Genomic DNA, 13,075 nt, shown 5'->3' with positions numbered 1-13,075 from the left:
CCACGGACATGACGAAGCCGCAGGCGGCGCCGGAGAGCGAGGAGCGCACGCCGCTCGTCGAGCTCGACGACGTCAGCAAGTACTACGGCAACATCCGCGCCCTTGAAGGCGTCTCCCTGGAGGTGCACGCGGGGGAGATCTCCTGCGTGCTCGGCGACAACGGCGCGGGCAAGTCGACCCTCATCAAGATCATCGCCGGTCTGCACCGGCATGACGCGGGCGGCTTCCGCATCGAGGGGAACGAGACGCGGCTCGGCTCGCCGCGCGAGGCCCTGGACCTGGGCATCGCCACGGTCTACCAGGACCTCGCCGTGGTCCCCCTGATGCCGGTCTGGCGGAACTTCTTCCTCGGCTCCGAGCCGACGAAGGGCACGGGCCCGTTCCGCCGCATGGACGTCGACCTCATGCGCAGGACGACCCGCGCGGAGCTGCTGCGCATGGGCATCGACCTGCGCGACGTGGACCAGCCGATCGGCACGTTGTCGGGCGGCGAGCGCCAGTGCGTGGCGATCGCTCGCGCGGTCCACTTCGGCGCGAAGGTCCTGGTCCTCGACGAGCCGACCGCCGCGCTCGGCGTGAAGCAGTCGGGCGTGGTCCTGAAGTACGTGGCCGCTGCGCGGGACCAGGGCCTGGGTGTGGTCCTGATCACCCACAACCCGCACCACGCGTACCTGGTCGGCAACCGCTTCGTCCTCCTGAAGCGAGGCGTGATGTCCGGCTCGTACGCACGCGACGAGATCACCCTGGACGAACTGACCCGCCAAATGGCAGGCGGCACGGAACTGGACGACCTCCGCCATGAGCTGGAAGGCCGCGGGCCCCGTTAGCGGGGTGGGGGTACCGCACCCCGTACGGTCCGCAGTCGCGTTTGCGTGGTGTCCCGGCAGACGCGTCTGCGGCTTGTACGTGGCTGAGCGCGCAGTTCCCCGCGCCCCTGGGGTCACCCGGCGTGAAGCCCCGCTCAGGGGTGCCCTTTAAGGGGCGCGGGGAACTGCGCGGCCAGCCACGTACAACCCGCAGCCGCACCCGGGTGGTGCCCAGGCAGTCGCGTCCGCGACTTGTCGCGGGTTGCTCGCGCAGTTCCCCGCGCCCCTTACGGGGCGCCGCCCGGTCGGGGCTCGGCATCGGGTGGCTTCAGGGGCGCGGGGAACTGCGCGGCCACCCCGTCCCGGGCCACCGGGAGACGACCCCGGCCCCGGGGTCCCGTTGTGCGCGCCCCCGCGAGCGTGAGGCAGAATCGCCGCAATGAGCACCTACCGCGACCTCGCGCACCGCGGCTCCGCACGAGCCACCGTCCTGCGGACCGTGGGCACCCGCGAACGCCGATCCCATCTGACGGCGCCCCGCGTCAACACCGTCGGCATCGACATCGGCGGCACCAAGGTGATGGCGGGTGTCGTCGACCCGGACGGCAACATCCTGGAGACCCTCCGCACGGAGACCCCGGACAAGTCCAAGAGCCCGCGCGTCGTCGAGGACACCATCATCGAGCTCGTCCTCGACCTGTCCGACCGGCACGACGTGCATGCCGTCGGCATCGGCGCCGCGGGCTGGGTCGACGCGGACCGCAACCGCGTGCTCTTCGCCCCCCACCTGTCCTGGCGCAACGAGCCCCTGCGAGACCGCATCTCGGGCCGCCTCGCCGTGCCCGTCATGGTCGACAACGACGCCAACACCGCCGCCTGGGCGGAGTGGCGCTTCGGCGCGGGCCGGGGCGAGGACCACCTCGTCATGATCACCCTCGGCACCGGCATCGGCGGCGCGATCCTGGAGGACGGCGCGGTCAAGCGCGGCAAGTTCGGCGTCGCCGGCGAGTTCGGCCACATGCAGGTCGTCCCCGGCGGCCACCGCTGCCCCTGCGGCAACCGCGGCTGCTGGGAGCAGTACAGCTCCGGCAACGCCCTGGTCCGCGAGGCCCGCGAGCTCGCCGCCGCCGACTCCCCGGTCGCGTACGGCATCATCGACCGCGTCAAGGGCAACGTCCCCGACATCACGGGACCGCTGATCACCGAGCTCGCCCGCGAGGGCGACGCGATGTGCGTCGAGCTCCTCCAGGACATCGGCCAGTGGCTCGGCGTCGGCATCGCCAACCTCGCCGCCGCCCTCGACCCCTCCTGCTTCGTCATCGGCGGCGGCGTCAGCGCCGCCGACGACCTCCTGATCGGCCCGGCCCGCGACGCCTTCCGCCGCCACCTCACCGGCCGCGGCTACCGCCCCGAGGCCCGCATCGCCCGCGCCCAGCTCGGCCCCGAGGCCGGCATGGTGGGCGCCGCCGACCTGGCCCGTCTGGTCGCCCGCCGCTTCCGCCGCGCCAACCGGCGCCGCGTGGAGCGCTACGAACGTTACGAGCGCTACGCAGAGGCGCGCCGCACCAATGACCGCACGTCCCAGGGAACCCAGTAGATGACCGTGCCCCGCCAGCCCTCGCCCCCGGACCGCCCCGGCGCCCACGAACCGTCGGACCGCGACGGCGGCAGGGCCGGCACGACGGAGGACCACAGCCACATGATCCGCCGCCGTTGGCTGACGGCGATCATCATCGTGCTGCTCATCGGCGTCCCCGCCGGCTATCTGGTGATCTCCGCGGACCAGAGCCGCAACAGCGGCCGCGACAAGGAGGACAAGTACTCCGCGACCGGCCTCACCGCCGGCTGGCCCTCCAAGGTGCAGCGCCGGCTGTACGACGTGCCGGTGCAGCCGTACTCCGAAGAGGTCGCCTACTACGAGACGAACAACTGGCGCACCAGCCGTCTCTACGTGCAGTTCCTCACCAGCAACGCGGGCCTGAAGCGGTTCCTCAAGCAGATCGGCACCACCGAGGACAAGCTCAAGCCGCACGACATCACCATCAGCGCACGCGACCGCAACGTCGTCGGCTGGGAGTTCACGGGCCCCGGCCCCTGGTCGGGCCTCACCCACGCGCGGAAGAACCCCACGCCCACGCAGGACGTGGTCGTGGACCGCTCGAACCCCCGGCATCCGATGGTCTACGTGGTGTCGACGACGACGCCCTGACGGCCCGAAGGCGCCCTGAGGCCCAAAGGCGCCCTGACGGCCCGAAGGCGCCGCGATCCGCTCATGTCCGGAAGTTTGCGTCCGTGTGAAGAATGCGGGCGTTCCGCCGCGGGCCGCCGTGCCGCCTCCTAGCGTGTGGCCATGACCAGGATCCCGGAAGCAGAGACGGCCTACGACCGGCGCAGACGGAACCAGTGGCTGGCCGGGGAGGCCCGCGCCGAGGGGGTCGGGCGTCGCGACATGCTGCGGCTCCTGACCGCCGCGGGCCTCGTCACGGCGGTGCCGGTGTCCCTGCCGGCCGCGACGGCGAGCGCGGCGGCGGGGAGCGCGAGGCCGGCGGGGCCGACGGAGCCGTCGCGGACGACCGTGTCGGCGGGGGAGGGCATCGTCAAACCGCTGCCCCCGGAGCGGTTCATCGTGCACGGCACCAACGCCGAGACCCGCTTCGAGGCGCTCGCCGGCACCGGATACCTCACCCCTGTCTCGCACTTCTTCGTCCGCAACCACACGACGACCCCGCGCCTGGACGCCGCGACCTGGCGGCTGCACGTCTGGGGCGACGGACTGACGCGCGGGGAACGGCAGTTCGGGCTCGCGGAGCTGAAGCGCCTGCCCTCGGTGACCCGCACGGCGTTCGTCGAGTGCGCGGGCAACGCGCGCAACTTCTTCAAGACCCAGCAGAACCAGCCGGCTTCGGGCACCCCCTGGACGACGGGCGCGATCGGCACGGCCCGGTGGCGCGGCGTCCGCCTCGCCGACGTCCTGCGCGCGGCCGGCCTCTCCCACAAGGCGGTCGACGTGATGCCGCGCGGCCTCGACGACGAGTACGTCACGCCCGACGGCACGAACTACGGCCGCGTACGCCGCCCCATGCCGCTCTCCAAGGCCCTCGACGACGTCATCCTCGCGTATGAGATGAACGGCGCACCTCTGCCTCCCGACCACGGACACCCGGTCCGCCTCCTCGCCCCGTCCTGGGTCGGCATCTCCTCGATCAAGTGGCTAGGCGACATCGAGGTGTCGACCACGCCGCTCTACTCGCCCTGGAACACGGACTTCTACCGGCTGTACGGCGACGCCTACCCGCCCGAGGGCAGCGCCCCGCTCACCCGCCAGACCCTCAAGTCGGCCTTCGAACTCCCCTGGAACGCGACCCTGTCCGCGCGCACCCGGCACCACCTCACCGGCCGCGCCTGGTCCGCCCACGGCGGCATCACCCGCGTCGAGGTCAGCACGGACGGCGGCGCCTCCTGGCGACGGGCCCGCCTCCACGACCCCGCACACCGCGGAGCCTGGACCCGCTGGTCGACCCCATGGACCCCCACCAAGCCGGGCCCCGCGGAACTCCTCTCCCGCGCCACGGACTCCACGTCCCGAACCCAGCCAAAGACGACGGTCCCCAACACACAGGGCTACCTCTTCGACGCGGTGGTACGGCACGCGGTGACCGTGGTGGCTTGAGCGAGGCACCGCGGGGACGGGACCCGCGGCGGCCGACGGTGCTCACGACCCGCCGGCCACCCACCGCTCGTACCCCGCAGCCGCCACCGCCAGGTCCTCCCAGGCCATTCCGGCCGACTTGAACAGGCGGGGCCGTCCCTCCGGTGGGCTTGCCTCGCCGCGTACCAAGGCGTCCAGGGTGTGCAGTGCGTCCATCGTGAAGGGGCCTTCGGCGGACGCCAGGAGCAGGTCGCCGCACTCCTGTTCCGCCACCGCGCGGGACTCCGCCACGACCGTGGCGCGGCCCACGAATTGGGCGTCCACCTCGCGGGCGTCCGGCTCGTGCGAGCCGACCGCGGCGATCGTCGCGTGGTCGGGCGGCAGGGAACCGTCGAACAGCGGTTCGCGGGATGTGGTGCAGCAGCAGATCACGTCGGCCCGCGCCACCGCGTCCGCGTCGGCCGCGGCGGCCGAGAGTCCGGCGGCGCGGCAGCGTTCGGCGAAGGCCGCGACCCGCCGGGCGTTCCGCGCGACCACGTCGACGTGGCGCAGGGCGGGACGCACCGCCCGTACCGCCTCGACGTGTCCCCACGCCTGCGGCCCCGTCCCGAAGACGACCAGCCGTTCGGCGTCGGGCACCGCCAGGTGACGGATCGCCACTCCGGACACCGCGGGGGTGCGCAGGGAGGTCAGCGCGATCCCGTCCAGGAGGGCCAGTGGTGCGTGCGTCACGCCGTCCAGGAGCAGGTAGAGGCCCTGCACGCGGGGCAGGCCGCGCTCCGCGTTGCCCGGCGTGACCGTGGCGACCTTCACGCCGGTGTACGACGCCGTGGCCGACGGCATCAGAAGCAACTGGCCCCCGGGCACGTCGACGACGGAGCGGGGCGCCTCCGCCGCGGGGTCGAGCCCGGCGGCCAGGACCGCCTCCAGGGCGTCCACGGCGGCGGACATCGGGACGAGCCGGGCCAGCGTGCCGGCGTCGAGGTGGGGCGGGGCGGCGGGGGAGGGGGCCGTTGTGCTCATGCGGTTCCTTGTCCGGAGGGCTCGGTACCGGGGCAGTACGAGCCGCGCAACCGCTGGTACGAGCCGCGCAAGTGCTAGTACGAGTCGCGCAGCCGCTCCAGGATGGCGAGGCTGTCCTCCGCGTTCGGTGCGGCGGTGCAGACCCGGTCCATCACCAGCATGTAGTGCTCGACGTCCGAGCGCTTGTCCAGGTACAGGGCGCTGGTGAGCTGTTCGAGGTAGACGATGTCGGGCAGGTCGGGCTCCAGGAAGCGCAGTATGGTCACCGGGCCGCCGACGGCGGTGGCGGCGCCCGCCTCCAGGGGGGCCACCTGAAGGGTGATGTCGGGCACCTGGGACATGTCGATGAGGTGCTGTATCTGCGCCCGCATCGCCGCGCGGCCACCCATCGGGCGCAGCAGCGCCGCCTCGTCCACCACGAACCACAGCTTCGGGCCCCCGGGGCGGGTGATCAACTCCTGGCGGCGCAGGCGCAGTTCCACCTTGCGGGTGATCTCGCGCAGGGAGCCCGACGCCTCGCCGAGGCTCGCCACCGCGGTCGCGTACTCGGCGGTCTGCAGCAGGCCCGGGACGAACTGCACCTGGTAGCTGCGTATGACGGACGCGGCTTCCTCCAGGCCGAGGATGGTCTCCAGCCAGCTGGGCATCACATCGTTGTACTGCTGCCACCAGCCGGGCGTTCCGGCGCGTTTCGCGAGGCCTATGTAGCCGGCGCGCTCCTCGGGATCGGTGACGCCGTACAGCGTCAGGAGGTCGGCGACGTCCCGTTCCTTCTGCGCCACCCGGCCCAGTTCCAGGCGGCTGATCTTCGCGTGCGAGGCGCGGATGGCCTCGCCCGCGGCCTCCCTGCTGATGCCGCGGCTCTCGCGCAGTTTGCGCAGCTGGGTGCCGAGCACGATGCGCAGCACGGTCGGGCCGCCCCGCCGGTTCGCCAGGGACTCGCCGCTCGGCGTAACGCCTTCTGCCGCAGAGGACATCGCGCCGTCCGCCCTCCCCTGGTCACCCGCTCGTTCGTCGCGTCAGTGTGGCATCGGCCCGGTCCGCCTGTACAGCGATCCGATCAGCTCGCGGGCGGCTGCAGGTCGTCGAAATCGCCGTCCTTGGCGCCCTGGATGAAGGCCGCGATTTCCGCCCGGGTATAGATGAGTGCCGGTCCCGCCGGGAAGCGGGAGTTGCGCATCGCGACCTGTTCACCGGCCAGTTCGGCGAGTTCCACGCACTCGCCGTTGGGATTGCTGCGGCCGCTTTTCCGCCAGCCGGCTCCGAGAATGTTCACAGCAGGAATGCCGTTGTCATATTCCGTGTCGTGGTCATTCTCAGGTGGCATGAGGGCTCCCTGACCTCGCCCCGAGCCCGCACCTGGCGGGGGAAGGCCATTCCGGATGCAAGTACATCTGCACGTGCAGGCGTACTTACGATTGTACTTGCGGATGTGCTTGCAGATGTAAGTGCGCCACATCACCATGGGGCGTGGGGGCCCATTCCTCCAAGTTCCGGCACAGGTGTGGGAGTTCAGATGACGGAAACCGTGGGTTGGGCCGGCGCGCCGGCTCTTGAGTACGACGTTCTGGCCTACTCCGCCTGCTGCTTACTGGTGGACGACATCAAGTCCCGTGAAGGCTCACTGGACTTCGTCACGTCGACGCTGGAGAAGTGGGAGCTGCTCGACCAGCTCCCGCGCGTCCGCGCGACCGTCGACGAACTGGTCGGCAACGCCCTGACCCACGGCCAACAGGAGATATGCGCCGGGCCCGCCCCGAGCGTCGGCATGGTGAGCCTGATCCGCGACGGCCGCGACCTCGCCTGCGCCGTCTTCGACCCCGGCACGGCGACACCGCGCCTCTCGGCCAGGGGTGTCGGGCTGCGCATCGTGGAGGCGGCCGGCGACGTGTGGGGCTGGACGGCGCCGGGCCTGTACGGCAAGGCGGTCTGGTGCTACTTCTCCGGTTCCGGCGCCGCCGCTGCGGTGCCCGAGCCGATCGTCGAGCAACTGCTCATGATGGTGGAGATCTTCACGGGCAGCGGTGACCCGCGCACCGTGACCGCGCACCCGGTGTAGGACGCGCACCGGGTAGGACGCGCACCGGGCGAGGCAGCAACGTTTCGCCGTGCGGACGGGAGGGGTGTCGTACGTCGCGCCCTCGTGCGGGGCCCCCTGCGGGGTTCGGCCCCCCTTCCCGTAGGGGTGCCGGGCACACCATCGACCGGGTGTCCCGCCCCATTCCGCGCGGCGGCCGGTGTTTCTACCGTCCTTGTCATGACACAGAGCGAAGAACGCAGCGAAGACCAGGCCCGGCGCGACGACACGACGTCGGACGAGAACTCGGACAGAAAGACAGCGTCACGTAAGGGTGCCGCGTCACGCAGGGGCGTCCTCCTGGGCCTCGGAACGGCGGCGGCGGGCGCGGCCCTCGCCGCCACCCCGGCAGCGGCGTCCGCGCCGTCCCGGTCCCGCTCCCCGCGCGGAGTGTGTACGTACGTACTCGTGCACGGCACACACAGCGCGGGGGCGTACTGGATGCCGATCGCCCAGGAGTTGACCCTGCTCGGGCACCGCGTCGTCGCCGTGGACCTCCCCCTGCACGGCGCACGGGCCTTCGTGCCGGAGTCGTATCAGCGGCAGGACCTGGCGGCCCTGGCCACCGAGCCCTCGCCCGTCGCGGCGCTGAGCCTCGACGACTACGAACGGCACGTCACGCGCATCGTGCGGCGGGCCGCGGCGCACGGTCCCGTCGTCCTCGTCGGCCACAGCCTGGGCGGCGCCACGGTCACCCGGGTGGCCGACGCGGTACCGGAACTCCTCCACCACATCTGCTACATGGCGGCGTTCTGCCCCAGCCCCGTACTGCCGTCCCCCGACGCGTGCACGGCGGCCCCGGAGAACGCCGACGCGCTCATCCCGCTCGGCCAGGTCGTCGGCGACCCGGAGCGGCTCGGCGTGCTGCGGCTCAATCCGCGTACGGGCGACCCTGACGACCTCGCGGCGCTGTGGAAGATGATGTGCGCCGACTATCCGGAGGACGTGTTCCGGCAACGCCTCGGCGGCATGCAGACGGACGAGTCGACCACGGCGTACGCGGGGCGGGCCGTGGGCCGCACGCACACCTGGGGGCGCCTGCCGCGCACGTACCTCCGCTTCGGCAAGGACCGCACGATCGCCACGCGGCTCCAGGACCGGATGATCGCGGAGGCGGACGCGCGCACGCCCCGAAACCCCTTCCGCGTCCACGACTTCCCGACCGCATCGCACCTCGGCCCGCTGGACCCCGCACCACTGGTGACCGCGCTCGCGGGCCTGGCCCCGTAGCGGCCCGGCCCCGTAGGTCGCCGCCCACCTTCCGGCCTGAGGGCGGGGCGCACCTCGCTCCGTCCCACCGAGGCGCAGCGTCACCCCGACCGATCAACTCCTTGGCCTGATACGGCCGTTGGTGGAGACGCCCCCGTCCATGACCTGTTCGCATTGCGTATGTCGACCATCGTTCAACGGATCTTATCCGGCCAACATCTGACCAAAATGCTGACATGTACCTGGTTGGAATGACACTCTTCCCCGCAACACGCTGCACGTGCGGCACCACGCTGCACGCCCGCATCGCGTCTTTCTCTGCTCCGGGGGGCCCTCCAGGCCTCCCGGGCCCCCACAGATGGAGCCCGCGTGACCTCTGACATATTCAGCAAGCGTTCGACGCTCGCGATCGCCACCGCCGTCGCCGCCGGAGCGCTGCTCACCGCCGGACTGACCACCGGCGCCTCCGCCCAGCCGGACCAGGACAACGGGCCGTCCGGCTCTCCCGTCGCCCTCTCGGCGTCGGCCCGTGCGGATCTCCTCCGGGACGCGGGCGCCGAGAGATCGGCGACCGCCGAACGGATCGGTCTCGGTGCCAAGGAGAAGCTCGTCGTCCGTGACGTCGTCAAGGACGTCGACGGCACCACCCACACCCGCTACGAGCGCACCTACGACGGCCTGCCCGTCCTCGGCGGCGACCTCGTCGTGCACACCGCCAGGAGCGGCGCGCTGAAGGGCGTCACCAAGGCGACCGAGGCCACGGTGAAGGTCGCCTCCACCGACGCCAAGCTCGGCGCGTCCTCCGTCGCCAAGTCGGCCGAGTCCACCGCCGCGAAGGCGAAGACCGCCAAGGCCGACGCGCAGTCGCCGCGCAAGGTGATCTGGGCCGCCACCGGCAAGCCCGTCCTCGCCTACGAGACCGTCGTGACCGGTGTGCAGAAGGACGGCACGCCCAGCAAGCTCCACGTCATCACGGACGCCGCGACCGGCAAGAAGCTGTACCAGTACCAGGCCATCGAGAACGGCACGGGCAACAGCCAGTACAGCGGCAAGGTCACCGTCGGCTCCAAGAAGGTGTCGAGCGGGTACGAGCTGACCGACAAGGCGCGGGGCAGCCACCGCACCTACGACCTGAAGCACGCGGAGAGCGGCACCGGCAAGCTGTACAAGGACGCCAACGACGTCTGGGGCAACGGCAAGCCGACCAGTACGCAGACCGCCGCCGTCGACGCCGCCTACGGCGCCCAGGTCACCTGGGACTACTACAAGTCCGTCCACGGCCGCAAGGGCATCAACGGCGACGGCAAGGGCGCGACCTCGCGCGTCCACTTCAGCAACAACTACGTCAACGCCTTCTGGGACGACAGCTGCTTCTGCATGACGTACGGCGACGGCGAGGGCAACAAGAAGCCCCTCACCTCGATCGACGTGGCCGCCCACGAGATGTCGCACGGCGTCACCTCGGCCACCGGCAACATGGAGTACAGCGGTGAGTCCGGCGGCCTCAACGAGGCCACCTCGGACATCTTCGCCACCGCCGTGGAGTTCAAGGCCAAGAACTCCAAGGACGTCGGCGACTACCTCATCGGCGAGAAGATCGACATCAACGGCGACGGCACCCCGCTGCGCTACATGGACAAGCCGAGCAAGGACGGCGCCTCCCTGGACAAGTGGAGCGCCAACGCCGGCAACGTCGACGTCCACTACTCCTCGGGCATCGCCAACCACTTCTTCTACCTGCTCTCCGAGGGCAGCGGCAAGAAGCGGATCAACGGCGTCGACTACAACTCGCCCACCGCCGACGGCACCAAGGTCCTGGGCATCGGACGCGCCAAGGCCGAGAAGATCTGGTACAAGGCTCTGTCGACGTACTTCACGTCGACCACGAACTACAAGGCGGCCCGTAAGGGCACGCTGAGCGCCGCGAAGGGCCTGTACGGCGCGAACTCCACCGAGTACAAGCGCGTGGCCGCCGCCTGGGCCGGCGTCAACGTCAAGTAACTCCCGGTCAGTCACGCAAGGGGCGGCGTCCGCAACGGACGCCGCCCCTCTCGCGGTCCGATGCGCCCCCCGGGTACGTCACCTCGGTGCGTCCTCCGTGAGCGGGTGGGCGTTGCCGCCGGCGTCGCACCGTACCGTCCACGGGGCGGGGGAGCGGCCGAGGTTCTCGTGGAAGCGGATGTCGACGGCGGTGGGCGGATCGTCGCCGGGTACCTCGGAGTGGGCGGCGGTGCAGGCCAGTTGGCTGGGCGGACAGTTGCTCGTACTCGTCCACCTCTGCCGCTGTCCACGGCGCCTCCGTGTCCTCCAACTCCGAAATGCGCAGCTTGGTCATGGCGGCACTGACGACGGCCCGGGATGCGTTGAGGAGGCGACTCGCGGATTCACCGGGGATGTTGCCGAGGAGTACGTCGAGTTCGTCGGGGGCGGGAAGCGCCGGGATGCCGAAATCGAGCCAGTAGTCCCCCCAGAGGCGGCGGCGCCGAGCCTCCGGGTCGACGTCGTTCACCACATCGATGCCGCCCATTTCGTTCCGCCGAATCGACAGGCCGGACCGGGCTGCCAGGTCGGTGGTCATGGCGGCGAACCCGTCGTCGCTGTCGGGGGCTGCCCCCGGCGGGGGTGTGCCGAGGAAGGCTCCCAGCTCCACCATCTTGCGCGTGTGCTCGTCCACGTCGGGCAGTAGCGCCATGTCGTCAGGGAGCATCAAGGTGTCCGGCGCGGCCGCGCCCAGGCGTGCGTACTGCACGGGCGTCCCGTGGACCGCGGACTTCCACGCCGCCATGGCCGCGTCCACCCACCAGCAGACGAATTGATGCGCCGCGTCACGGTGCGCGTTCGCACACCGGATGGCCAACCTCAGGCGTACGGAGAGCAGCACGCACTCGGCGTCGTACCACTTTCTCCGGTCGCCGGCGCGCTGCTCGATCCCGGCTTCGCTGAGCTCGTTCAACTCCTCCATGCGCTGCTGCTCCGCTTGTGATTCCTCGAGGAGGGCGGTTGAACACCGGGCCAGGGTGGACAGTGCCGCGTCGACCTCAGGCGCCGTCATGGCCTCGGCCGGGCGGGGCCTGGGCGCGGGGAAGGGAGGGTGGCCACTCACGTCGGGCTCCTGAAGAGTGAGGAGGTGCGGAACGAGGCGGAGGGGTTCTCAACGAGGCGGGGGAGGGGCTCGTGGAGCCATTTCGGGTGCGGACATCAACGGACGGTAGTCCTTACAACGACAGAGCGTGCGTGAAATGGCACAAGATGACATGCGGGACGAGGCGTGGGGCGTTCTCCGACGACCTCCAACACCCGGACCGGGGCGCCGAAACCGGACGCTCCTTGCCTCGTCTGTTGCCGCACGGAGTGCGCTTGAGCGGCTTCCGGTGAGCGTCTTCCGGTATCTCGCTTGATCGCGCCGAAAGGCCCGCCGGTAGAGTCGCGTTGAGGACGGTGTCACCCGGGGGGCCTGATGACAGCAGCAGCGGACGCGGTGCCCATAGTCTTCGTTCACGGGACGCGCTTCAGCGCGGGACAGTGGAGCATGCAACTCGCCGCACTCCGGGAGGAGTTCCCGGTAGCGGCCATAGACCTGCCCGGCCATGGGGAGCGTTCGGCCCAGCCATGGAGCCTGAGTGCCGCGACGGAGATCATCGCTTCCGCGGTGGACTCGCTCGACCGCGGACCGGCCCTGGTCGTCGGGCACTCGCTCGGTGGATACGTCTCACTGGAGTTCGCGCGGCGCTATCCGGAACAACTGCGGGGGATGGTCCTGGCGGGCGCCAGTGCTTCCACGCGCGGGTTCCGGGCGATGCCCTACCGGTGGCTCGCCGGGCTGGTTCCCCGTATGCCGGCGGACCGGCTGACCCGGTGGAACGACCGGTTGCTGCGACGGCTCTACCCGCCGGAAGTGGTGGAGGCGACCATCCGTTCCGGCTACGCCTTCCATACCTCGCCGGCAGCCTGGCACGAGATACTCGGACGCTACGACGCGGATGTGATGCGCCAGGTGAAGGTGCCGGTCCTCATCCTGAACGGCGAAAAGGACGCCGTTTTCCGCGCCGGGGAGGCGGACTTCGCCCGCGCGCATCCGCACGCCCGCGTCGAATTGGTCCCGCGGGCACGCCATCTCGCGAACTTCGATGACCCAACTGCCTTCACCGACGCGGTCCGCCGCTTCGCGCGCCAACTCCCGGCGGTCAGCTGAGCGCACCACAGCCGCGATCACTCTGCCGCTCCCGCCCCTGCCGCCGCTCCTACCGCTCCGGCAACTCCCGCCGCTCCCGCCGCTCCGGCAACTCCCGCCGCTCCCGCCGCGCCCGACCC

12 protein-coding genes are annotated in these 13,075 nt (G+C 71.0%); 8 read left to right on the top strand and 4 right to left on the bottom strand.

Features of this window, described 5'->3' with window-relative positions:
• Window positions 1-8: 8 nt before the first annotated feature.
• The 4 genes from ACFYO9_RS11220 (at window position 9) to ACFYO9_RS11205 (ending at window position 4,476) form a co-directional block, all read left to right on the top strand.
• The gene (locus ACFYO9_RS11220; protein WP_358773663.1) at window positions 9-827 is read left to right on the top strand and encodes an ATP-binding cassette domain-containing protein; all 819 of its coding nucleotides are present in this window, start codon (window positions 9-11) and stop codon (window positions 825-827) included.
• A gap of 418 nt (window positions 828-1,245) precedes the next feature.
• Window positions 1,246-2,403, top strand: a complete 1,158-nt coding sequence (locus ACFYO9_RS11215; RefSeq protein ID WP_355805918.1) for an ROK family glucokinase — start codon at window positions 1,246-1,248, stop codon at window positions 2,401-2,403.
• Window positions 2,404-3,015, top strand: coding sequence for a sugar kinase (locus ACFYO9_RS11210; protein ID WP_355805921.1), 612 nt, complete (start codon window positions 2,404-2,406; stop codon window positions 3,013-3,015).
• Window positions 3,016-3,156: 141 nt separating this feature from the next.
• The gene (locus tag ACFYO9_RS11205; RefSeq protein WP_358773665.1) at window positions 3,157-4,476 is read left to right on the top strand and encodes a sulfite oxidase; all 1,320 of its coding nucleotides are present in this window, start codon (window positions 3,157-3,159) and stop codon (window positions 4,474-4,476) included.
• A 42-nt stretch (window positions 4,477-4,518) separates the two neighbouring features.
• Here ACFYO9_RS11205 and ACFYO9_RS11200 read toward each other — a convergent pair whose 3' ends face one another.
• The 3 genes from ACFYO9_RS11200 to ACFYO9_RS11190 all read right to left on the bottom strand — a co-directional run bounded on the left by ACFYO9_RS11200 (window position 4,519) and on the right by ACFYO9_RS11190 (window position 6,805).
• Window positions 4,519-5,478: an ornithine cyclodeaminase family protein gene (locus ACFYO9_RS11200; RefSeq protein ID WP_358773667.1), complete on the bottom strand. Its 960-nt coding sequence runs from the start codon at window positions 5,476-5,478 to the stop codon at window positions 4,519-4,521.
• A 74-nt stretch (window positions 5,479-5,552) separates the two neighbouring features.
• Complete coding sequence (locus tag ACFYO9_RS11195) at window positions 5,553-6,455, bottom strand: helix-turn-helix transcriptional regulator (RefSeq protein WP_358773668.1); 903 nt, start codon at window positions 6,453-6,455, stop codon at window positions 5,553-5,555.
• Window positions 6,456-6,538: 83 nt separating this feature from the next.
• Window positions 6,539-6,805, bottom strand: coding sequence for a DUF397 domain-containing protein (locus ACFYO9_RS11190; RefSeq protein ID WP_355805936.1), 267 nt, complete (start codon window positions 6,803-6,805; stop codon window positions 6,539-6,541).
• Window positions 6,806-6,994: 189 nt separating this feature from the next.
• On the opposite strand from ACFYO9_RS11190, the gene ACFYO9_RS11185 reads away from it, so the two are divergent.
• The 3 genes from ACFYO9_RS11185 (at window position 6,995) to ACFYO9_RS11175 (ending at window position 10,765) form a co-directional block, all read left to right on the top strand.
• On the top strand, window positions 6,995-7,537 hold the full coding sequence (locus ACFYO9_RS11185; RefSeq protein WP_355805939.1) for an ATP-binding protein: 543 nt from the start codon (window positions 6,995-6,997) through the stop codon (window positions 7,535-7,537).
• A gap of 198 nt (window positions 7,538-7,735) precedes the next feature.
• Window positions 7,736-8,785 (top strand): alpha/beta hydrolase, encoded by a 1,050-nt coding sequence (locus tag ACFYO9_RS11180; protein WP_388666142.1) that lies wholly within the window; start codon window positions 7,736-7,738, stop codon window positions 8,783-8,785.
• Window positions 8,786-9,133: 348 nt separating this feature from the next.
• The gene (locus ACFYO9_RS11175) at window positions 9,134-10,765 is read left to right on the top strand and encodes a M4 family metallopeptidase (protein ID WP_358773669.1); all 1,632 of its coding nucleotides are present in this window, start codon (window positions 9,134-9,136) and stop codon (window positions 10,763-10,765) included.
• A gap of 7 nt (window positions 10,766-10,772) precedes the next feature.
• Here ACFYO9_RS11175 and ACFYO9_RS11170 read toward each other — a convergent pair whose 3' ends face one another.
• A complete protein-coding gene (locus ACFYO9_RS11170) occupies window positions 10,773-11,867 on the bottom strand; it encodes a hypothetical protein (protein ID WP_358773671.1) in 1,095 nt (364 codons plus the stop codon).
• Between the two features lie 354 nt (window positions 11,868-12,221).
• Here ACFYO9_RS11170 and ACFYO9_RS11165 point away from each other — a divergent pair, with 354 nt between their 5' ends.
• Complete coding sequence (locus ACFYO9_RS11165; RefSeq protein ID WP_358773673.1) at window positions 12,222-12,956, top strand: alpha/beta hydrolase; 735 nt, start codon at window positions 12,222-12,224, stop codon at window positions 12,954-12,956.
• The last annotated feature ends 119 nt before the right edge of the window (window positions 12,957-13,075 follow it).

This window comes from Streptomyces sp. NPDC005863 (genome assembly GCF_042871345.1).
In the GTDB taxonomy this organism is placed as follows: Bacteria; Actinomycetota; Actinomycetes; order Streptomycetales; family Streptomycetaceae; genus Streptomyces.
Note: the sequence above shows the minus strand (reverse complement) of the source record. Positions and strands in the feature narration are given on the sequence as shown.

What these genes read in the sequence shown, in the direction of transcription:
- ACFYO9_RS11185 (WP_355805939.1), top strand. Translation starts at nt 6,995, where the DNA reads ATGACGGAAACCGTGGGTTGGGCCGGCGCGCCGGCTCTTGAGTACGAC.
- ACFYO9_RS11190 (WP_355805936.1), bottom strand. Translation starts at nt 6,805, where the DNA reads ATGCCACCTGAGAATGACCACGACACGGAATATGACAACGGCATTCCT.
- ACFYO9_RS11215 (WP_355805918.1), top strand. Translation starts at nt 1,246, where the DNA reads ATGAGCACCTACCGCGACCTCGCGCACCGCGGCTCCGCACGAGCCACC.
- ACFYO9_RS11200 (WP_358773667.1), bottom strand. Translation starts at nt 5,478, where the DNA reads ATGAGCACAACGGCCCCCTCCCCCGCCGCCCCGCCCCACCTCGACGCC.
- ACFYO9_RS11205 (WP_358773665.1), top strand. Translation starts at nt 3,157, where the DNA reads ATGACCAGGATCCCGGAAGCAGAGACGGCCTACGACCGGCGCAGACGG.
- ACFYO9_RS11180 (WP_388666142.1), top strand. Translation starts at nt 7,736, where the DNA reads ATGACACAGAGCGAAGAACGCAGCGAAGACCAGGCCCGGCGCGACGAC.
- ACFYO9_RS11210 (WP_355805921.1), top strand. Translation starts at nt 2,404, where the DNA reads ATGACCGTGCCCCGCCAGCCCTCGCCCCCGGACCGCCCCGGCGCCCAC.
- ACFYO9_RS11195 (WP_358773668.1), bottom strand. Translation starts at nt 6,455, where the DNA reads ATGTCCTCTGCGGCAGAAGGCGTTACGCCGAGCGGCGAGTCCCTGGCG.
- ACFYO9_RS11165 (WP_358773673.1), top strand. Translation starts at nt 12,222, where the DNA reads ATGACAGCAGCAGCGGACGCGGTGCCCATAGTCTTCGTTCACGGGACG.
- ACFYO9_RS11220 (WP_358773663.1), top strand. Translation starts at nt 9, where the DNA reads ATGACGAAGCCGCAGGCGGCGCCGGAGAGCGAGGAGCGCACGCCGCTC.